Annotated in this window: 17 protein-coding genes; 8 read left to right on the forward strand and 9 right to left on the reverse strand. The window is 71.1% G+C overall.

Features of this window, described 5'->3' with window-relative positions:
- Positions 1-129 precede the first annotated feature (129 nt).
- The 4 genes from ACH4D5_RS19300 to ACH4D5_RS19315 form a co-directional block, all read right to left on the reverse strand.
- On the reverse strand, positions 130-1,134 hold the full coding sequence (locus ACH4D5_RS19300; RefSeq protein ID WP_398303787.1) for a zinc-binding dehydrogenase: 1,005 nt from the start codon (positions 1,132-1,134) through the stop codon (positions 130-132).
- Between the two features lie 79 nt (positions 1,135-1,213).
- A complete protein-coding gene (locus ACH4D5_RS19305) occupies positions 1,214-2,332 on the reverse strand; it encodes a glycosyltransferase (protein ID WP_398303789.1) in 1,119 nt (372 codons plus the stop codon).
- A 254-nt stretch (positions 2,333-2,586) separates the two neighbouring features.
- Entirely contained in the window at positions 2,587-3,273 is a 687-nt protein-coding gene (locus ACH4D5_RS19310; protein ID WP_398303791.1) for a response regulator, read from the reverse strand.
- Between the two features lie 77 nt (positions 3,274-3,350).
- Complete coding sequence (locus ACH4D5_RS19315) at positions 3,351-4,583, reverse strand: sensor histidine kinase (RefSeq protein ID WP_398303793.1); 1,233 nt, start codon at positions 4,581-4,583, stop codon at positions 3,351-3,353.
- Positions 4,584-4,855: 272 nt separating this feature from the next.
- Here ACH4D5_RS19315 and ACH4D5_RS19320 point away from each other — a divergent pair, with 272 nt between their 5' ends.
- Together ACH4D5_RS19320 and ACH4D5_RS19325 are read left to right on the forward strand one after the other, a co-directional pair.
- The gene (locus ACH4D5_RS19320) at positions 4,856-5,638 is read left to right on the forward strand and encodes an ABC transporter ATP-binding protein (protein WP_398303795.1); all 783 of its coding nucleotides are present in this window, start codon (positions 4,856-4,858) and stop codon (positions 5,636-5,638) included.
- Entirely contained in the window at positions 5,638-8,217 is a 2,580-nt protein-coding gene (locus ACH4D5_RS19325; protein WP_398303797.1) for an FtsX-like permease family protein, read from the forward strand. The genes ACH4D5_RS19320 and ACH4D5_RS19325 overlap by 1 nt, the downstream gene beginning before the upstream one ends.
- Positions 8,218-8,285: 68 nt before the next feature.
- Here ACH4D5_RS19325 and ACH4D5_RS19330 read toward each other — a convergent pair whose 3' ends face one another.
- Both ACH4D5_RS19330 and ACH4D5_RS19335 read right to left on the reverse strand, forming a co-directional pair.
- Positions 8,286-8,462 carry a hypothetical protein gene (locus ACH4D5_RS19330; RefSeq protein WP_398303799.1) on the reverse strand — a complete coding sequence of 59 codons (177 nt, stop codon included), beginning with the start codon at positions 8,460-8,462 and terminating at the stop codon, positions 8,286-8,288.
- A 65-nt stretch (positions 8,463-8,527) separates the two neighbouring features.
- Positions 8,528-9,160, reverse strand: coding sequence for a helix-turn-helix domain-containing protein (locus ACH4D5_RS19335; protein WP_398303801.1), 633 nt, complete (start codon positions 9,158-9,160; stop codon positions 8,528-8,530).
- An 83-nt stretch (positions 9,161-9,243) separates the two neighbouring features.
- Between ACH4D5_RS19335 and ACH4D5_RS19340 the strand changes: the two genes are divergently transcribed.
- The 5 genes from ACH4D5_RS19340 (at position 9,244) to ACH4D5_RS19360 (ending at position 14,909) form a co-directional block, all read left to right on the forward strand.
- Positions 9,244-10,257 carry an NAD(P)/FAD-dependent oxidoreductase gene (locus ACH4D5_RS19340; protein WP_398303803.1) on the forward strand — a complete coding sequence of 338 codons (1,014 nt, stop codon included), beginning with the start codon at positions 9,244-9,246 and terminating at the stop codon, positions 10,255-10,257.
- A 642-nt stretch (positions 10,258-10,899) separates the two neighbouring features.
- A complete protein-coding gene (locus ACH4D5_RS19345; protein ID WP_398303805.1) occupies positions 10,900-12,990 on the forward strand; it encodes an AAA family ATPase in 2,091 nt (696 codons plus the stop codon).
- Between the two features lie 201 nt (positions 12,991-13,191).
- Complete coding sequence (locus ACH4D5_RS19350) at positions 13,192-13,575, forward strand: peptidase inhibitor family I36 protein (protein ID WP_398303807.1); 384 nt, start codon at positions 13,192-13,194, stop codon at positions 13,573-13,575.
- A gap of 175 nt (positions 13,576-13,750) precedes the next feature.
- Positions 13,751-14,275 carry a hypothetical protein gene (locus tag ACH4D5_RS19355; protein ID WP_398303809.1) on the forward strand — a complete coding sequence of 175 codons (525 nt, stop codon included), beginning with the start codon at positions 13,751-13,753 and terminating at the stop codon, positions 14,273-14,275.
- A gap of 58 nt (positions 14,276-14,333) precedes the next feature.
- Complete coding sequence (locus ACH4D5_RS19360) at positions 14,334-14,909, forward strand: TetR/AcrR family transcriptional regulator (RefSeq protein ID WP_398303810.1); 576 nt, start codon at positions 14,334-14,336, stop codon at positions 14,907-14,909.
- 618 nt (positions 14,910-15,527) lie between these two features.
- Here the strand turns inward: ACH4D5_RS19360 and ACH4D5_RS19365 are convergent.
- A complete protein-coding gene (locus ACH4D5_RS19365) occupies positions 15,528-16,373 on the reverse strand; it encodes a helix-turn-helix transcriptional regulator (RefSeq protein ID WP_398303812.1) in 846 nt (281 codons plus the stop codon).
- Between the two features lie 175 nt (positions 16,374-16,548).
- On the opposite strand from ACH4D5_RS19365, the gene ACH4D5_RS19370 reads away from it, so the two are divergent.
- Positions 16,549-17,346: an SDR family NAD(P)-dependent oxidoreductase gene (locus ACH4D5_RS19370; protein WP_398303814.1), complete on the forward strand. Its 798-nt coding sequence runs from the start codon at positions 16,549-16,551 to the stop codon at positions 17,344-17,346.
- Between the two features lie 39 nt (positions 17,347-17,385).
- Here ACH4D5_RS19370 and ACH4D5_RS19375 read toward each other — a convergent pair whose 3' ends face one another.
- Together ACH4D5_RS19375 and ACH4D5_RS19380 are read right to left on the reverse strand one after the other, a co-directional pair.
- Complete coding sequence (locus ACH4D5_RS19375) at positions 17,386-18,681, reverse strand: MFS transporter (RefSeq protein WP_398303816.1); 1,296 nt, start codon at positions 18,679-18,681, stop codon at positions 17,386-17,388.
- Between the two features lie 7 nt (positions 18,682-18,688).
- A complete protein-coding gene (locus ACH4D5_RS19380) occupies positions 18,689-20,056 on the reverse strand; it encodes a hypothetical protein (RefSeq protein ID WP_398303818.1) in 1,368 nt (455 codons plus the stop codon).
- Between the last annotated feature and the right edge of the window lie 317 nt (positions 20,057-20,373).

Genomic DNA, 20,373 nt, shown 5'->3' on the forward strand with positions numbered 1-20,373 from the left:
CCCTTGGGGTTTGTGTTTTTTTGGGGGCTCTGGGTGTGCCGGGGCGGGGGGGGTTCCCCTCCGGGGGGGGGGCGGGGGGGGGGCCCCCCCCCCCGGGGCGCCCCCCCCCCCGACTGCCCCGCCCCTCGGTCACAAACGCGCGTCGGTCTCCGGCCGCAGAACCACCTTGCCGATCGTGGCGCGGGTCTCCAGGGCGTGGTGGGCCTGTGCCGCACGGGCGAGGGGGAAGGACTGGACGACCGGGCTGAGCCGTCCGTCCGCCGCCCACCGGAGCGCCGTCTCCTCCAGCCCTCTGATACCGCCCGGCAGCCCGAACAGCGAGGGACCCACCGCCAACCGGGAAGTGATGCCGTACTGCTCCAACTCCGGGGGAGAAAAGCTGGTGAACCGGCCCTCGTCGGAGGCCCAGCCGAAGTACAGATGCCGTCCTCCCCTGCCGAGCGACTCGGCGGCGGCCCGGCCGAGCCGGCCGCCCACCCCGTCGAGGACGACGGTCGACGGTTCGCCGCCCAGCACCTCGTCGAGTCGCTCCTCCCAGCCGGGCAGCGTGTAGTCCACGGCACCGTCCGCGCCCTGCTCCAGCACCACGTGGAGCTTCTGCTGACCGCTCGCCAGGCCCACGACCACGGCACCCGCATGGTGTGCCGCCTGCACCAGCAGCGTGCCCAGGCCCCCGGCGGCCGCCGTGACCACGACGACATCCTCCGCCGACAGGGCGGCCTGCTTCAGGACGCCGACCGCGGTCCGCCCGGTTCCGATCATGGCGACGGCTGCGTCGTCGTCGAGCCCGTCGGGAATCCGGTGCAGGGAGTCGGCCGCCGTGACGGCATGCGTGGCGTAACCGCCGTTGCGCTCGTGCCCGAGATAGGCCACCACCCGCGCCCCGAGCCACGCTTCGTCGACCCCCGTGCCGACCGCGTCCACGACGCCCGCCGCCTCCCGGCCCGGTGTCATGGGCAGGCGCGGCAGCGCCATCCCCATCTCGCGCCCCGCGCGCAGCACGGTGTCCATGAGGTGGACCCCCGCCGCGGACACGGCGAAACGGACCTCGCCCGGGCCCGGCGACGGTGCGGCCACCTCTTCGTACACCAGCTTGTCGGGTGCGCCGAAGGCGTGCTGACGGATCGCGTACATGGTTCTTCCTCTTTCCTCTGCCGGCTTTCCGTCGTCGGTTCGCCCGGCGGCCGGCCTCCTGTCCGCGCCCGGGAGGGGCTCAGCCACGGCGGTCGGTCAGGAGCGACACGACCTCGGCGGCCGGGGTCATCGCGGCGATGTTCCGGGCGGCCGCCCCGGCGGCGACCCGGAACGACGGCTCCCGCACCACCCGTACGACCGCCTCACCGGCTTCCTCCGCCGAGCCGATGACCGCCGCGGCACCCAGCGCGGCCGTTCGCTCGGCGTTCAGGGGTTTGTCGAGACCCATGGGCAGGATCACCATCGGGACGCCGGCACCGAGCACCGAGAGCACCGTTCCGGCACCACCGGAGGAGACGACCGCGTCCACACCCTGGAGCAGCAGCGCCATGGGGACGAACCCGGTCACGTGGACGCCGCTCCCGCCGACGGGCAGCGTCTCGTCCGTGGCCGAGGGCGGAAGGACGGCCACGACGTTCACGTCGTGCTCGGTGAGCGAGGCGACGATCCGGGTGAGCGCGTCAGTGTCGTCGATGATCGTGCCCAGCGTCACGAGGACGCGGGGGAGGTGCTCACGGCCGGGGAAGGACGGAGCCCGCCAATCGGTCGCGGTCTCGGTCCCGTGGGCCTGGGGGCGGATGGTGACGCGGTCCGGTGCCGGCTCCCAGTCGTCGCGCTGGAGGCAGTCGGGCCATGGATCGACCGTCGCCGACGGCCGGGCCAGGACGATGCCACGCTCCGCCGCGCGGGCGGCGGCCGTCGCCCACATGGCATCGGCCAAGGGCGCGTCCAGGGCGATGCCCACGCCGTGGGACACCCACGCCACGCCCAGCCGGGAGGCCACCAGCGGACCGAGGAAGTCCGCGGTCTCCGCTATCACCAGGTCCGGGGCGAAGTCGCGGGCCGCTGCCAGGGCGTCGTCCGCGCCGAGGTCGACACGGGTGCCGCCGAAGAACTCGCCCGCGGTGGCCGGGCTCATGTCGGTGGCGGCGTTCTTCCCGGTGCGCCGCTGGAACTCGCCCAGGGTCTCTTCGAGCGTGGCGCCCGCCGCGAGGACGGGGGCGGGCGCCACCAGGTCGCCGAGGGAGGCGTGGGTCAGGAACGCGGTGGTGTGACCGGCCTGACGGGCCGCCTTCTCCAGGGGGAGCAGCGGCAGCAGGTGGCCGTGGGCCGGCGTGCCGGAGAACAGGATGCGCATGGAACACCTTCAGCAGAGAGAACAGGGGCCTGAGCGGAGCGCCCCGTGTGGTCAGGGACGCGACAGTGCCCGCACGAGTCCGGTCGTCGCAGACCCGGCGGCCTGTTCCGGACCTCGTCGTTTCATCATGCGTGTCGTGGCTGCTCATTCCGGGGCGCGGCGACTGCTCGCCTCTGCTCAGATCCGCCCACGGGCGGCCATGGCCCCCTCCTCCGGCCCGGCGGGCCCGCGCCCGGGTGCCGAGGACGGGAGTGTCAACGGACGTCTGGGGCGGGGGCCGAGCGCGGTGTCACCAGGCCGCAGTCGTACGCCATGACCACCGCCTGCACACGGTCGCGCAGCTGGAACTTCTCCAGGATGCGCGCGACATGGGACTTCACGGTCGTCTCGCCGATGCCCAACTCCGCGCCGACCTCCGCGTTCGACAGGCCGCGCGCCAATGCGCGCAGCACATCGAGTTCGCGGGCCGTGAGCGCGTCGAGCCGGGGCGGCACGGCGGGTGCGGTCTCCGCCGGCATGCCGGCGAACCGGTCGAGGAGCCGGCGCGTGACGCGAGGAGCGAGCACGGCGTCGCCCGTGGCCACCGTCCGGATCGCCTCCACCAGGGAGTCGGCGGGACCGTCCTTCACCAGGAAGCCGCTGGCCCCTGACCGCAGCGCGTCCACGACGTGGGCGTCCAGGTCGAAGGTGGTGAGGACGATGACATGGCTGGCCGGAACACTGCGGGTGATGAGCCGGGTGGCCTCCACGCCGTCCATGTTCGGCATCCGGATGTCCATGAGGACGACGTCGGGCGTCAGCCGCTCGGTCTCCGCAACGGCCTCCCGGCCGTCGGACGCCTCCCCGACGACGTCAATGTCCCCCTCGGCTTCCAGGATGAGCCGGAAACCGGTCCGGATCATGGGCTGGTCGTCGGCCAGCAGAACGCTGATACGCCGCATCGGTTCGATTCCTTTGTCATGGTGCTGATGGTCGGTGCTGATGGTCGGAACGGGCGCACGGATGCTGCCGGGAGGCTTCAGGACGGTTTGAGGACGGCGTGGACGCAGAAGCCGCCGCCGGGCCGCGTACCGGTGTGCAGGGTGCCGCCCACGGCGGCGATCCGTTCCCGCATGCCGACCAGGCCGTGCCCGCTGCCGTTCGCGGGTGCCACCGAGACCCGCCCGGCGGCCGTGTCCGGGCCGTCGTCGCAGACCCGGATGGTGAGGCGCTCCGGTCCGTCCCCCCAGATGAGCTGTACGCGGGTCCGCGTCGGACCGGCGTGCTTCATCGTATTGGTCAGCGCTTCCTGGACGACGCGATAGGCCGTCAGATGGGAGCCGGCCGGCAGGGGAAGCGGTGTGCCGAGCACGCTGTACTCGACGTCCAGGCCCGTGTCCCGCACGGAGTCGATCAGCGAGGGGAGGCCGTCCACGGTCGGCTGCGGCGGTTCCTTGGAGGGGTCGGCCGGTGCCTCCTCGTCCGTCCGCAGCACGTCCAGGAGCCGCCGCAGCTCCGTGACGGTGTCCCGACCGGTCTGCTCGACCGTCGCGTGCAGTTCGTGGGCCTTCCCGGGGTCACGGTCCTGGACCCGGTCGGCGGCGATGGTCTGCACGACCATCAGGCTCACGTTGTGGGCGACGATGTCGTGCAACTCCCGGGCGATGCGGGCCCGCTCGTGCATCACCGCCGCACGGGCGGTGGCGGCCTGTTCCCGTTCGAGCGCCGCCGCGCGTGCCACGGCCTCGTCCCTGATCGCGGCACGCGCCTTCGCGAGGCGGCCCAGCGCCCAGGCCGCCAGCAGGATGACGGCCTGGGTCAGGAATGTGGTGACCCGGTGCCCCGCCGGCGCGATGAGCCCCTCCACCAGGGAGTCGAGCGGGATGAACATTCCTGCCACGACGGTGGTGATCCAGGGGTCACGGCGTACGGCCGTGAGGAACACGGCGGTGGCGACGGCCAGATACGTCGGCCCGATCGAGGTGCCCTCGGGTCCCGACAGCTGCGGAACGTACCTCAGCGCCTGCATCGTGCTCGCCGCCGCCGCCGTCACCAGCAAGGTGCCGAGCGGCAGGCGGCGGTGCACCGTCATGGGCAGCGCGACCAGCAGGATGAGGACGAACCACCAGGCGTCCGGCGCCCGCAGGCCCTGGCTGTCCGCGGGAATCACCGAGGGCAGCGAGAGGCATCCCCCCACGGCCAGGAGAGCCAGCACGATGTCCGTCAACGCGGCCGGTACGCCGCGCCCCGCGAGGGAGCCTGTCACCTTCATCGTTCAACTTTAAAGCGAACTTTTGCCCGTCCCCGCCGTCCGCAAGGCGGACCCACCCGTCGCTCCTCCTCCCTGGCGGCCCCTCCTCAGGGAGGAGGAGAGGTGAGTACCGCCCCGGGCGGCGGCCGGTCCCGCTCGTCCTCTCGGCGGAGCCCTCGCCTCGCCTCCCCCGACGGGCGGAGGGCAGGATTCGACGCGAGGGCGGAGAAGTCGGCGCCTCGTGGCCGATGGACTTGAGGCACCACCCGCCACCTCACTCGACGAGGCCCTTCATGCTCAGAGCACGCCGCCGGCACACACCGGCCGACACCCCCGCCGCCACCACTGATAGCGCCGTACGCCTGACCCAGGTGACCAAGCGCTACGGCGACGGCGAGTCGGCGGCCATGGCCCTCGACCAGGTGAGCCTCGGCATCCCCGCCGCCACGTTCACCGCCGTCATGGGCCCGTCCGGCTCGGGCAAGAGCACCTTCCTGCAGTGTGCCGCCGGCCTCGACAGGCCCACCTCCGGCGTCGTGCAGCTCAACGGCCAGAACCTCGCCGAACTGGGCGAGAGAGAGCTCACCGCGTACCGCAGGACCCGTATCGGCTTCGTCTTCCAGGCCTTCAACCTGCTCCCGTCCCTCACCGTGGAGCAGAACATCACCCTGCCCTTGCGACTGGCCGGTGCCGCCGCCGACAGTGCCTCGCTCGACGGCGTCGCGGCCGGTGTCGGACTGACCGGGCTGCTGCGCCGCCGACCCGCCGAACTCTCCGGAGGGCAGCAGCAGCGAGTGGCCATCGCACGCGCTCTGATCACCCGGCCGGAGGTCGTCTTCGCCGACGAACCCACCGGCGCGCTCGATCCCGACACCGCCCAGGACATCCTGCACCTGCTCCGGCAGGCGGTGACCGACCTGCACCAGACCGTGGTGATGGTCACCCACGACCCCGTGGCGGCCCAGCACACCGACCGGGTCGTCTTCCTGGAGGCCGGACGCGTGGCGCACCGTGTGGACCGGCCCTCCGCGGACCAGGTCAAGCGCGTGATGTCCGAGCTGCGAAGGGTCCGCTGATGCTGCGCCTCGCCCTCGCGACGCTCCGCGCCCGCAAGGGGCCGTTCACCGCGACCTTCGTCGCCCTGCTCCTGGGCGCGGCGGTGATCAGCGCCTGTGGAGTGCTCCTGGAGTCCGGGCTGCGCTCCGCTCCGCCTCCCGAACGCTACGAGAAGGCACCGCTGATCGTCGCCGGGCGACAGCACGCGGAACTCGACGTGAAGTCCGCCGACGGCTCGACCTACCGCAGCTCCCAGCCGCTGCCCGAACGCCTCGTGCTGCCGGCGGACCTCGCCGACGACCTCGCCGCGGTCGACGGCGTCGCGTCCGTGGTGCCGGACCGGGGCACCGCGGTCCGGCTGCTGGCCGGCGGCCGGCCGGTGACCGGTCACAACGGCGCGTCGCCGCAGCTGCACGACTGGGGCAGCCGCACACTGGGCGGCTTCCGTCTCGTCACGGGCCACCAGCCGCGCGGCGCCCGCGAGGTCGTGCTGGACGCCGACCTCGCCGCCCGCAGCGGACTGCGGACCGGCTCCTCCGTACGGCTCATGACGCACGCGGCTCCCGTCACGTTCGAGGTGGCCGGCCTGGTCGCGCTCGACGGCGGCCGAACCCCCCGGCAGTCCGTGCTGTTCGCCGCCGACGCCGCCCTCGACCGACTGGCCCCCGACACCGCACGCGACGTGTACGCCTTCGGTGTACTGACCACCCCCGGGACCACACCCTCCGCGGCGGCCTCGGACATCGAGCGGACCCTCAAGGGAGAGCGGTCCGTCACCGTGTACACGGGCGGTGACCGCGGCAGGGCCGAGTTCACCGATGTCGCCGTCGGCGCCGCGCGCGTGGTCGAGCTCGCCACCGGCATCGGGGGGAACGTCCTGCTGGTGGCCGTGTTCGTGCTGTGTGCCACGACGTCGCTCGCCGTACGCCATCGCCGCCGCGAGCTGGCGCTGCTGCGGGCGATCGGCACCACACCGCGTCAGCTGCACACGATGATCGCCGCCGAGTCGGCGGTGGCGGGCCTGGTGGCGGGTGTGCTCGGGTGCCCCTTGGGTGCCGGTGTCGTGTACTGGCTCAGCGCGCAGTTCGCGGGCCGGGGCATCGTCCCGCCGGACTTCCGGCCGGTGATCGGTCCGCTCCCGTTCCTCGTCGCCGTCGTCGCGACCGTGCTGACCGCCGTGGTGGCGGCCTTCGTCGCGGCCCGGCGGGCGGCCCGCGTCCGGCCCGGTGAAGCCCTGGGAGAGGCGGCGTCCGAGCCCGCCCGCCTCGGCCGGGGGCGCGTGGTCACCGGTGGCGTGCTGCTGGCCCTGGCCGCGGCGGTGTGCGGCATCGGCCTGGGATACCGGGCCGACTTCCTGACCCTCGTGGGGCTCGCCAACTCCCTTGTCCTGCTGCTCGCCGTCGCCGCCGCCGTGCTCGGACCGCTGCTCACCCGCGCGGCGATCGGCCTGCTTGCACCGCTGCTGCGCCGGACGGGCGTCACCGGGTGGCTGGCCGCGGCCAACACCCGCAGCGCGGCGGTCCGGACGGCGGGCGCCGTCACCCCGCTCGTCCTGGCCGTCTCCTTCGCCGCGACGGTGGTGTTCACCCAGACCACCCAACTGAGTCAGTCGGCCGACGAGATCCGCTCCGGCACGGTCGCCGACCACGTGCTGACCGCTCCGTCCGGCATGTCGCCGCAACTGGCGCGCAGGGCAGCGGAATTGCCCGGGGTGGCGGCCGCGACCGGCGTGGTGCGCTCCAAGGCCGTCGGGGTGGGCTCGCTGCTCGGGGAGGAGGAGGCCGTGTCACTGAGTGCCCAGGGCGTCGAGCCGAGAGCGTTGGCGGAGACACTCGACCTGGACGAACGGGACGGCGACCTGTCCGCTCTGAGGCGGGACACGGTGGCCCTCAGCGCGACGGCGGCCTCCTGGCTGGGGCTGGGCGTCGGCGACCGGGCCCACTTGTACCTGGGGGACGGCACGGCCTTCGACGGCAAGGTGATCGCCGTGTACGGCCGGGGCTTCGGCTTCGCCGACCTCACCTTCGACCACGATCTGCTGCTGTCCCACACCACGGAGGCCGTCGACCGGTCCGTCCTTGTCCGGTCGGCCGCAGGGTCCGCCGACGCCGCGGCGCGGCAGCTCGCGGCGCTGGCGCGCGACTACCCGGGCACCGCCCTGAGCGGCGCCCTGGCGGCGGACGCCCAGGTCGAGGAGCAGCGGGCGACCGCCTGGGTGAACTACCTGGTGGTCGGCCTGATCATCGCCTATACGGCCATCACGGTCGTGAACACCCAGGCCATGAACACCGCCGCCCGCAGGCGGGAGTTCGCCCTGCTGCGGCTGACCGGCACGGATCGCAACCAGGTGCTCGCCATGATGCGACGCGAGAGCCTGACGGTGGTCGCCGTCGGCGCCGTGGTGGGTGCCGTACTGGCTCTGCCCCCGCTGATGCTGGTCGCGACCGCCCTGACGGGCACTCCGACGCCGACCACTCCAGTGCTGGGCTGGCTGGCCATCCTGGGCTCCACGGCCGTACTGGCGGTGGCCGGGGCGATGCTGCCCGCACGGCTGATGCTGCGGACGCGTCCGGTGGAAGCGATCGGAATGAAGGAGTGAAGGAGCGAAGGAGCAGGAGCGCGCGAGGGATCAGGGCGTGCGGGTCGGCCGTGCCCGGCCCGCACGCCTCAGGAACGGACGCTCAGGCCGTCGAAGGTGAGGCCGAGCAGGCGCTCCGCCTGCTCCCGCTGCTCGGCCGGCGCGGCCAACGGCCTCAACGCGCTGATGCGTTTCGTGGGGACCAGTCTGTCCAGTTCGGTGATCGGCACGGTGCTCGCGCAGATGACCCTGTCCGTGGACGGCACGGCCGTGCCGTCCCTGCGCGGCCGCCAGGTGGCGCTGTTGCTGGCCGCGGCGGCCGTCCTGACCGTTACCCGTCCTTCCCGTTCCCGGGATGGTCGTCCGCGGTCGTCTCCCGCCACGAGGTGACCACTCGCATCCGCTCGCCCTGGGCGCCGAAGAGACTCAGGAATTCGACGGGCTGCTCACCCGCGTTGGCCAGCGCGTGCGGCAGCCGGGTGTCGAACTCGGTGGCATCCCCGGCCACCAGTACCACCTGTCGGGTGCCGACGGTGACGCGCAGTCGCCCGTGCAGGACGTAGATCCAGCTGTGGCCCTGATGGGTGTGGAGCCCGTGGCCGGAGGCGGTCGTCGCCCCAGTCGGCAGCACGTGCTTGTGGGCGTGCGAGCCGCCGTAGTGGCGGGTCAGGGGCAGCACCGTCTGGTCCTGCCCGGACACGACGACCGGTCGGAGGTGGATACGCGGGTCACCCTTCGGCGGCGCGCCGACCAGTTCGTCGAGCGGCAGCCCATAGGCGTCCGAGAGCGGCAGCAGCAGGTCGAGCGTGTACTTGCGCTGCCCCGACTCCAAGCGCGACAGCGTGCTCGCGGAGATGCCCGTGCGCTCGCTGATGTCGTCCAGCGTCGCACCGCGCTGCTGCCGCAGCGTCCGCAGCCGCCCGCCGACCGAGCGCAGCACTTCTTCCAGCTCACCGTGGTTCACCCCCACATCTTGCCGGGTCGGCAAGGTGCCTAGGGCGCGGCCGCTCTCCGCCCTCAAGATCACCGCCAAGCGAAAGGAACATCATGGAACTCACGCACAGTACCCACCGGCAGACGACGGACGAGCACACCGACGGGGTCCACGACGTCGTGGTGATCGGCGGCGGCGCGGCCGGCCTGAACGCGGCGCTCACTCTCGGTCGCGCCCGCCGTACCGTACTGCTCGTCGACGCCGGGCAGCAGCGCAACGCCCCCGCGTACAGCATGCACAACTACCTGGGCCACGAAGGCATCGCTCCGGCCGACTTCCTCGCTCTCGCCCGGCGCGAGGCTGCCCGCTTCGGTACGCGCATCGTCCAGGCGTCGGTCGTCGCCGCGAAGCGCGCCGCGGAGGGGAATTTCGAGGTCGTACTCGACAACGACACCGTCGTACGGGCGCGCCGCCTGCTGGTGACCACCGGCCTGGTGGACGAACTCCCCGACGTGCCCGGTCTCGCCGAGCGCTGGGCGCGCGAGGTGCTCCACTGTCCCTACTGCCACGGCTGGGAGGTGCGGGACGAGGCGATCGGCGTCCTGGCCACCGGCCCGGTGGGGGTGGAGCAGGCGCTGCTGTGGAGCCAGTGGAGCGGCGACATCACCTTGCTCACGCACACCGGGCCGCCGCTCGACGACGCGGCGCGCGCACGTCTCGCTGCCAGGAACGTGCGGATCGTGGAGGGCCGGGTGGACCACCTCGATGTGCACGAAGACCGGTTGCGGGGTGTCGTACTGGCCGACGGGCCGCGACGGGAAGTGGGTCTGACCCGCCTGGTGGTCGCCCCCCGCTTCACCGCACGCGTCGACGGGCTGGCGGACCTGGACGTCGAGACCGCCGAACTGTGGCTCTTCGGGCAGCTCGCGGGCAGTCACGTGGTGACGGACGGGCAAGGAGCGACAAGCACGCCGGGTGTGTACGCGGCGGGCAACGTCACCAGCCTCACGGAGACCGCCATCGGCTCGGCCGCCGCCGGACTGAAGGCGGCCGCCGCCCTCAACCTGGACCTCATCACAGAGGACACTCGGCGAGCCATCACCGCGGCAACCCCGCCCGGCGTGTGACACGGGAGCCTCGGCCGATGCCCCGTAGGTGATCCGGCAGGAGGACGCCTCGTCCGGGCGGCTCATCCGAAGGCGGCGAACTGGCGTGACTGGCAGGCCAGTTCGCCGTCGGGCCCGGGCGTCGGCATGACGGGAAATCGAAGACCCGGCCGGCCGGTGACCCGCCTCCGGCCGGCAAGTGGGCGGAAGTGGGCAGTAGTTGGCGAATGGATGAGCATGACCTGGCATGGACGTCGTAAAGGATGTCAAGGAGGGCATTTCGCCTCGCCGTCCGCCCCGGTGGCGTCTCCGGTGGCGTCTCCGGTCAGGCCGGTCCCGCGCGCGGCAGCCGGAGCGGGCCGGCGACGGGAAGAAAGGTGCTTCTGCTCCTATAAGGTGATCGATCTGTACGAGGGCGGGTGCGGACGTCAGAGCGTGAATGTGGCGCCGCGGCACACCTCATCACGACGTGTGACACGGCCTGTGTGCTGCATTGTTCACGGCGTGTCACACGGGAGCGATGGTGTGAAGCCGAGGGCCGTCGGCCCGTATACCGGTTTGTCGGCTACCCGTCGGGTGCCCCTGCTCCAGCGCAAACAGACATCGAGCCGCTGACGGCGATCCAGCCCGGCGCGGTGCACAGTGAGGAAGGACAGGAACGGAATGGCGACGGAAGACTCCGCCTCCCGCTCCGCCGGTGAGAGCACTCGCCCGCACGCCCCGGACCGGCGAGACCGGTTCGCTGACAGACTCGCCACGGCGAGGATGCACAACTTCGTCGGCCGCGAGAAGGAGGTCGAACTCTTCAGGCGGGCTCTGACGGGAGGGCCGTCCGCACCGTCGGTCATCGTCGTGCACGGACCGGGCGGCATAGGCAAGAGCGCTCTGCTCCAGCGTTACGCGGTCGAGGCCAGCGGCGCGGGCAGGCCCGTCATGACCGTCGACATCCGCACGACCCACCCTTCCCCGACCGCCTTCGCGCAGGCGGCGGCCGGTGCCCTTTCGCAGGACGACTGCGTACTCCTGGTGGACGGTTTCGAGCGGTGCCGGGACATGGAGGAGTGGGTACGCAACCGCTTCCTTCCCAGCCTGCCCGCGGGCGCGCTCGTCGTCTTCGCCGGCCGAGTGCCGCCGGACCCCCTGTGGCGTGCGGACCTCGGGTGGAGCGACCTCATGGAAGTCGTGCCGCTCGCCGAACTCGACTGGAAACACGCCGAGGCGCTGCTGGCGGGACAGGGCGTCGACCCGGCCGCGCACGGTGAGCTCCTCGGCTTCGCGGGAGGCAACCCGCTCGCCCTGCGGCTGGCCGCCGAGGTCGCCGCTCACGGCAGCACGGACGGCGCGGTCTGGGCGCCGTCCCGCACGGTCGTCGAGCAACTGCTGTCACACCTCGTCGGCGAGCTGCCTTCCCCTGCCCACCGCCGCGCACTCGAAATCTGCGGCCACGCGCTGGACACGACCGAGGACTTGCTGCGGGTGGTGCTCCCGGACGAAGACGCCACCGAGCTGTTCGCATGGCTGAGGCAGCTGCCGTTCGTCCGCTCCGGCCGGTTCGGGGTGTACCCGCACGACGTCATCCGCGACTCGTTGGACAGCGACTTCCGTTGGCGGGACCCGGAGCGGTACATGGTGATGCACCGAACGCTCCGCCGCCACCTCGTCGAACGCATCCGTAACGCGCCCGAGCACGAGGCCTTGAGGGCGACGGGCGCCTACAACTACATCATTTCCAGGGCTCCTTGGATCCGGAAGTTCCACGGCAGCCGTGACGAGGGCGGTGCCTACGAGGACACGGCGCGTCCAGAGGACGCCGCCGAGCTGGTGAGGATGGCACGCGAGATCGAGGGCGAGCAGGGCGCGGCCGTCGTCGAATACTGGCTGGGCAGGCAGCCCGAGGCGTTCAAGGTGCACCGCCGCCACAGCTCGAACGAACTCCTGGGCTTCATGGTCTGGCTGCGCGTCGAGTCACCCGACGAGGTCACGCGGCGGGCCGATCCCGTCACCGCGGAGGCATGGGACGCTGTCAGCGCCCTGGCGCCACCCCGCCAGGGAGAACACATCGGTGTCGCCCGTTTCATGGTGCATCGGCACACCCCCCACCGTCCGTCCCGGGCATGGGACCTGGTGCACATGCGCATCATCTTCGAACTCCTGCGGGTGAGGCACTGTGCCTGGTCGTGTGTGGTCATGGCGGACCCGGACTTCTGGGCGCCGCTGATGAGCTACATGGACATGTTCCTGCTGCCGGGACGGTCCGGGCGGGTACCGGGACTCTTCTGCCACGACTGGCGGGCGGTGCGGGTCGACGAGTGGGCAGATGGCATCGACACCCGTCTGCTGGGCGGACCTCCGGAGAAACCGGCGGAGGGACCTCGCAGCGCCGATGCCGCTCTGACGCGTGAGGAGGCCGACGCCGCCGTCCGTGACGCGCTGCGGAATTGGCTCGACCGCGACGCGCTCGCCGTCAGCCCGCTGCTGCGGTTCAGGATCATCGAGTCGTCCGCCGGCCCCGATGCGGTGACGGCGCTGCAGGAGGTGCTCGACAAGGCGGTTCAGCGGCTCCGGGCGAACCCCCGTACCAGCCACCTGCACTCCGTACTGACGTCGACCTTCCAGTCCTCGTTCACACAGGAGGCCGCGGCACGCCGTCTCAACATGGCGTTCAGTACGTACCGCCGTCATCTGGCGCGGGGGATCGACGAGGTACGCGAACGGGTGTGGCTATGGGAGACGCAGGGACACGTGCCCGACTGAGCAGGAGCCGGATGTGTCGGAAACCGGACGCTCGGGAAGCGGGACGTGCGGGAAAAGGGGCCGGCCCCGACCGGTGCGTTGCTCACTCGCTGATCAGATGCTGCTCGTTCATGGCTCGTAGCGTCCCATCCCGCCGTATGTGATGCGTAGGTTGTCGTCCGTCCAGAGGTTCGAAAGCTCCTAGACGCAGAGGTGTGAGTGATGCGAATGTTCCGCACCAAGGGATTCGGCGCCGGCATCGGCGTCGGTGCGCTGGCCGGTGCGCTGCTGCTGGCCGGAGCACCGGCAGCTTCCGCCGTGACGGGCACCGAGGTGTGTCCCCGGCCGACTCCGACGGTGACCCCCGTGTGTGTCTTCGACGAGGCCGACTTCAGCGGGCTGTTGGAGAACCGGCCGGTATGGACGCCTGCGCTGTCTGCCGGGAAGAACGACAAGATCTCATCGATCGTAAACGACTCCGACTACCGCGTCCGCGTCTTCAAGGACGCGAACTACCGGGGTGAGTGGCTGGAGATCGGCCCGCGTCAGAGCTGGGTGGCTACACCCGAGTGGGACAACCAGATCTCCTCCTACTTCATGTACTAGACGAGGACCGGTGGCCGGAGCAGGCCGCTGACGCGCGCAGCACGGTACGGGGCACCCGCCCACCTGCCTTGTCCCCTCCGTCGATGTCACCTTCAGGCACGACGAGGAGCCCCCAAACCCAACTGCCTTGTCAGCTCACCGCTTTCAGGTGCACCAATCTCGTACAGGAGACACCATGCGTTACACCCGTCGTGCCAGAAGCCTGCTGGTCGCCGCAGTCGTCGTCGCCGGAGCGTGCACCCTCACGGCCTGTCAGGAGAACGACGCCGATACGAAGGCGGGCACGGCCTCCACCACGGTCACCACCGACGCGGGCAACTCGGCCGACGACGACTCCGCGGCGGACGACGGCGCGGCCGACGACTCCGTCGCGGACGACGGCCCTGCCGGAGGCGGCGCAGGTGTGAGCGGCACCTTCGCGGGCGGGACTGTCGAGTACCTGGCACCGGAGAAGTACATCGTGAGTGCCGACGGCAAGGAGCAGCAGTTCTACGTCGCGCGCAGCACCGGGGTGTACGGCGCAGGCGTGCTGTGCGGCGAGCACAGCACGCGGGCCACGACGCGCTGCTTCCTGGCCGAGTTGGAGAGCAGCACCAAGAGCGGGTCGGTCGCGGCGGACGTGGTCCTGAGGAGCGGGGTGGCCACGAGGATCACCGAGCGTGCCGCACCGGACGAGGGCGCGGCGGTCGACGACCAGTGAGCAGGGCGGCCGGTGACTCGGCCGCCGTGAAACTTGCCTTACTGGTAAGTTAAGTTTCATGAGTCCTCGAAGGAGTGCCAGGAGCCAGCTCGTCAGTAGCGCCGAGGAGGTCTTCTACAACCGGGGCTTCGCAGCCACTGGGGTGGACACGGTCGCGCAGGAAGCCGGTGTGTCGAAGCCGACGCTGTACGCCCACTTCAGCGGCAAGAGCGACCTCGCCGCGACGGCGTTGCGGCATCGGCACGACGAGGCGGCCGCGGAACTGGCGGAGTGGCTGGCCGGTGTGGAGGATCCGGCCGCCCGGCCGACAGCCGTGTTCTCCTGGCTGGCTCGCCGGTACGACTCCAAGGGCGCCCGGGGCTGCGCCTTCCTCAACGCCGCGGCCGAGGTGGTCGACCCCGAGGATCCCGTACGGCAGGCTGTCCTGCGGGAGAAGCGGTGGCTGCGCGAACTGCTCATCACGCTGTGCGCCGAGGCCGGGACAACGGCGCCCGAACCCATCGCCTCACAACTCCTGTTGCTCATCGACGGCGTGGCCGGGCGGGTGGTCGTCGAGGGGCCGCAGGCCGCCGCGCGAGCGGTGGCCGACGCCGCGGACGCCGCCGCCGTCCTGCTGGAGGCCGGTACGCGATGAGGCACGCCGGAGACCGGATCGCGCGGCGCGCCGCCCTCCTGCTGTCAGGTCTCGCCCTGTACGGCGCCAGCACGGCCCTACTCGTCCGGGCGAGCCTGGGAACGGACCCGTGGACGGTGCTCACCCAGGGCGTCGCCCGCACCACCGGGCTGACTCTCGGGCTCGTAGTCGTCCTGGTCTCGGCCGCCGTGTTCGTCCTCTGGATCCCCCTGCGGCAACGCCCCGGCATCGGCACCCTCGCGAACGCCGCCCTCGTCGGCCCCGTCCTCGACCAGACGCTGCGGATCCTGCCGGCACCACACCCCTGGCCGTGGCGGCTGCTCTTCCTCCTCGGCGGCGTCGTCGGCACCGCGGTGGCCACCGGGCTGTACGTCGGGGCCGGCTGGGGGCCGGGCCCCCGGGACGGGCTGATGACCGGACTCGCGCGGCTGGGTGTTCCGCTCCTCGTCGCCCGTACCCTCATCGAGGCATCGGTCCTGGTGGGCGGATGGCTGCTCGGCGGCACCGTCGGCATCGGCACGGCGGTGTACGCCCTCGGCATCGGACCGCTCGTCGCCTACTTCCTGCCGCGCCTCTCCCTGCGGCCCGGCTCCACGCCGGACCGGCGGGAAGCAACGGCTACGCCGCGCTCTGCGAGAACTGGGTACCGATGGTCCGCAGCAGTTCGAGCGCGTGATCGTCGGAAGACCCCGGGACGGCTGTGTAAAGAACGACACGAAGGTCACTGCCCTCGACAGTGAGGACGTCGCAATCGAGTGTCAGGGGACCCACCTGGGGGTGGTGGATCGTCTTGCGGCTGGAGGCATGGCGGGCCACGGCGCGTTCCTGCCACAGAGACTCGAAACGCGGACTCGCTCGGCGGAGGTCGGCGATGAGGTCGCGCAGCAGCGGATCGTCCGGGTGGCGTCCGGCGGCGGCCCGCAGGTCCGCGGCGGCCGCGGACTCGAAAGCGGCATCCTGGGCGGCGGAGGTCGCGACGCGGGACGGGACGCCGGTGAAGTGCCGCCACAACAGGTTCTGGTCGCGTGCCGTGCCCGCGGACAGCTCTCCCAACAGGGCTGTGAGCAGAGGGTTGGTGGCGACCACCTGCCACGCGGCGTCCAGCACGAGGACCGGGGTGTCGGTCATCCGGTCCAGCATGCGTCGCACCCCGGGCGACATGTGTCTGCTGATGCCGTTGACGCGCGGATCGGCGTGCCCCGCGAGCCGGAAGAAGTACGCGTTCTCGTCGTCGGACAGGCGAAGCGCCCGGGCCAGGGACTCCACCACCGACGGCGACGGGTTGCCCGCTCGTCCTTGTTCGAGGCGGGCGAGGTAGTCCACGGAGAGCCCGGCGAGCAGCGCGACCTCCGAGCGTCTGAGACCGGGTGCGCGTCGACGCCCTCCCGGGGGCAGTCCGACGCTCGCCGGAGTGAGGCGGTCGCGCCAGCCGCGCAGACAACGGGCGAGTTCCTTGCGTTTCATGCGTCCATGGTCACCCAGTTCCGGCAGGGCAGCGTCGCCCTGCCGGTCCTAGCCAAACGCGGTCTCTGGTACTGGAGTCGGGCGGCCTTCATCGTCGAGGGGAGCGGTCGTCGCAGACGTGGTGCATGTCCACGACCGTCTCCTCACCCGTTGCCGCCCTTTTTGGAGCCTTCGCATGACCACGCGTTCCCACCGCAATCCCGCACCGCTCACCCTCCGGGCCCGGAGACTGGAGGGCAAGGTCATTCTCATCACCGGTGCGTCCGCCGGCATGGGCGAGGCCGCCGTACGGCGCTTCACCGCCGAAGGGGCGACCGTCATCGCCGGCGCGCGGCGCCTCGACCGCTTGGAGGAGCTGGCCGCCGAATCGTCGAATCAGGACACCGATGTTGTCGCCGTCCCCCTCGATGTGACCGACGAAGCCTCCGTCGAGGCGGCGGTCGCCACCGCGGTCCAGCGGTTCGGCCGCCTCGACGGTGCCTTGAACGCCGCCGGCGTCACCAGTGACGGCACCCCCGTGCACGACAAGCCCACCGACGTCTACGACCGGGTCATGGAGGTCAATGCCAGAGGCGTCTTCCTGTCGATGAAGCACGAGATCCGTGCTCTGCTCGCCAACGGCGGCGGATCGATCGTCAACGTCTCGTCCATCGGAGGCATGGTCGGCGTGGCGGGCATCTCGGAGTACGTCGCCTCGAAGTGGGCGGTCCACGGCCTCACCAAGAGCGCCGCCCTGGAGCTCGCCGCGCACGATGTGCGCGTCAACGCCCTGGCGCCGGGTTCCACGCGCACGGAGATGTGGGACATGCTCCCCGCCGCCGTCCAGGACCATCTCGCCGCCATGTCACCGATGAACCATGTGGCCCCGGCCGACGACATGGCCCGGGCTGCCCTGTTCCTGCTCTCCGACGAGAGCCGCTGGACCACCGGGGCGGTGCTTCCGGCGGAGGGCGGCCACCACGTGGGCCGCTGACCCGATCGCCGGCATCGTGCCCACGGCCTCGCGGAAGCGCTAACTTCCCGGCTTGGTGGACGCCTCACCGTCGAGCCCGAGCACCAGCGGTACGGCCAGCAGGCTGATCGTGGCGAGGAACACCCAGGGCAGCGCCGCGCCGCCCTGCGAGAGCGCCGTGAGGAGCGCCGGGGCGAGGGCACCGCCGACCGACCAGGAGAGTTGGTAGACCCCCAGATAGCGGCCCCGCAACTCCTCGGGCGCCATCACCACGCTCAGTTCTCCGGTCGGCGGCGAGCCGAGGATCTCACCCACGGTGTAGAGCACCATCGCGATCAGCAGCCCGACGATCACCGCCCGCCCCGGCAGCACGAGCAGCGTGCCGAAGACGATGAACGCCGCTGTGTTGAACAAGAGGGCCAGCACCAGCACAGCCGTCGGCCGGTGAGCCTCGATCCACCGGCTCGCGAGCGTCTGGAGCAGCGCCACCATGGCCGTGTTCAGCACGACGAACACACCGACGATCCAGCCGCCGACCCCGAGATCGTCCGTCGCGTATACGGCCAGCAGCACTGTGAGCGCCGTGGAGGCGAAGACGAAGGAGATGTTCGCGGCGACCAACCGCAGGTACTGGGTGTCCTTCAGCACGGCGCGATAGCCGCCCGAGGTCCCTCCGGCGGGTTCGCCGGCCGTCCGCTCCGGCTCCGCGGGCCCGGCGCCGGCCACCGCGTCCGTGTCCGCGGCCCGGAGAGTGATCACCAGCCAGCCCGCGACGGCGAAGCTGACCACGTTGATCACCATGACCGCCCGCAGCCCGGCGACGGTTCCCATGCTCAGCGCCACGGCGGACACGGCGCCGCCGAAACCGACGCCGACATTGCGCAGGGCACGGACGAAGCCGAACCAACGGGCCCGCTCGACGCCCCGGGTGACCAGCACGACGAGCGGACTGCTGCCCATCCAGAAGGCGGTGGCACCCAGCTGCACCACGAACTGCCACACCACGATCTGCCAGACCGCGTGCGCGAACAGGAAACCGATGAACCCGGCCACTGAAAGCCAGTTGCCCGCAGCGACCACCGCGCGCGGGCCGTATCGGTCCAGCAGGGGCCCGATGACGGGCGGCACGGGCAGGGCGAGCAACTGGCCTGTGGTCAGTGCGGCCCCAACGGCGACCAGGGGCAGCGACGTCGTCTTCACGAAGAAGACGACGGTGAACGCCATCACCAACCCGTTGCCCAGGCTGTCGATCAGATGGGCCGTGACGAAGCGGCCCTGTCCCACGAGGTCCGGCAGACCCCAAGCCGTCTGGATGCGCCGCCACGTGGAGGGCGGAGAGGGAAGCCGCGGCAGCATGAGCGCTCTACTCCGCCGCGTCGACGGACGGGTCGCTCTGATGGAAGACGGCCGCGCTGCACGCCTCGGCGTGGGCCGCGATGGAGATGATGCCGCCCGAACCGGCAGGGACCACCTTGGCGAATGAGCCCGCACAGCCTTGCGGGGTGTAGAACAAGCCGTAGGCCGCATGCCATACCTTGGTTTCCCCGGATACCGGGTCCACCACCGGCTCGGCCCGGGGGACCACTCGCTGCTGTACGACGCATCCTTCAGCTGCGGAGTCCTCAAGAGCCCGCCGCCAAGCGGCCTCGTCCGTTTGCCAGCCCACCACGGCGCCGGCTCCGCCGCCACGCGCGTTGACCTTCAGGATCAAGTGCTCGCGCCGCCGCACACATTCGTCGACAAGACCGGCGTCGTTCCGCAGCACGTCAGCGTTGATCATCCGGGTCCAGGGGAGCACCCGGTCGACGAGTCGGCACTCGGCCGCGCTGAGGAAGCCGCGCCACGCGGGGTCCGAAAGAAGCGCCATGCAGGCCTTGTTGGCATACATGTTGCTGGAGAGCGGGGTCCACAGCAGCGTTCCGCCCGCCCGGTGCGCACGCACCAGGGGCGCGATCAGGTCCCAGCCGCCGGGTTCCTCGGCGATCTGGTCCGGGACGAAGGCGCGGTAGGCCACGTCGATCCTCGTGTCCCCCAGGTGGAGCGCCCCGTCGCGCTCGTGCACGTCGGAGACCTCGGCCACCAGGATCTCGAGGCCCACCGAGAGCAGTGCGGACTGGAAGTTGCGCCAGAGTTCGCCGTAGTCGGCCAGACCACCGCGCCATTCCAGCAGGGCCACCACCGGCTCACGGCCGGGTGCCACCCGGGCGCCGAAGCCACGCAGTGCCTCCGCCACGGCGCGAATGGGGTCCACGTGGCCGAGCCGGTTCCGGCGTGCGAAGTCGGCGAAGGCGCCGACTTCCATCGTCGCCCGGGAGATCTCACTCGCGAGGCCCCAGCCGCCGGCCTCGCTCCCCAGATTGAACTCCAGGAGCTTGAACGAGGTGCCGTCGTGGTACATGTCGGCCCGGCCGAAAGAGGGGGGCGGCACGTCACCGAACTGCCGTATCGCCTCCCAGTGGGCGTCATTGATGCCCAGCACCGACCGGAAAGCGTTTAGATCACCGCCGAACATCCGGTCCGGCAACGAGAAGAGTATGTCGATGAGGTTCTGCAGGTCATCGGCGAACTCGCGGATCTCGCGCTCGGCGACGAAGAGGGGTCTGGGCAGATACTCGCCATGCCACGGTGCGAGCGTGCGGAAGTCCTTGACGTGTGCGGCGACCCCGGGCAATTCACTGCCCGGGGTGCGGAACTCCTCGTTGTACTGAGCCGTTACCCGTTCCGCCGACATCAATCCCCACTCCTGCTCGATGGTGAACAGGCCTCTCGGCCCGTAGCAATCACCTTCTCACCGCGATCTCATGCGTGACTCAACCACGACTCAATCACCCGCTGGCGTCCCTCATGGGCACGGCATTCCTGTGTTAACACTAGAGTGCTTGAGCGCCCCGAAAGAAATGGTTCTGCCAACAGAGCGTCCGGTCAAGGAACGCATTGTGTCGACCGGGGAATTCGGCTCGGCACCAGTTGCCTTTTTCTGTTCGGCACACTCGGAGTCCGATCGCGCGGTGCACTCGCGGGCACGGTCGGACGGAAACCATGGGAGGC

The organism is Streptomyces sp. NPDC018029, assembly GCF_044327655.1.
GTDB lineage: Bacteria > Actinomycetota > Actinomycetes > Streptomycetales > Streptomycetaceae > Streptomyces.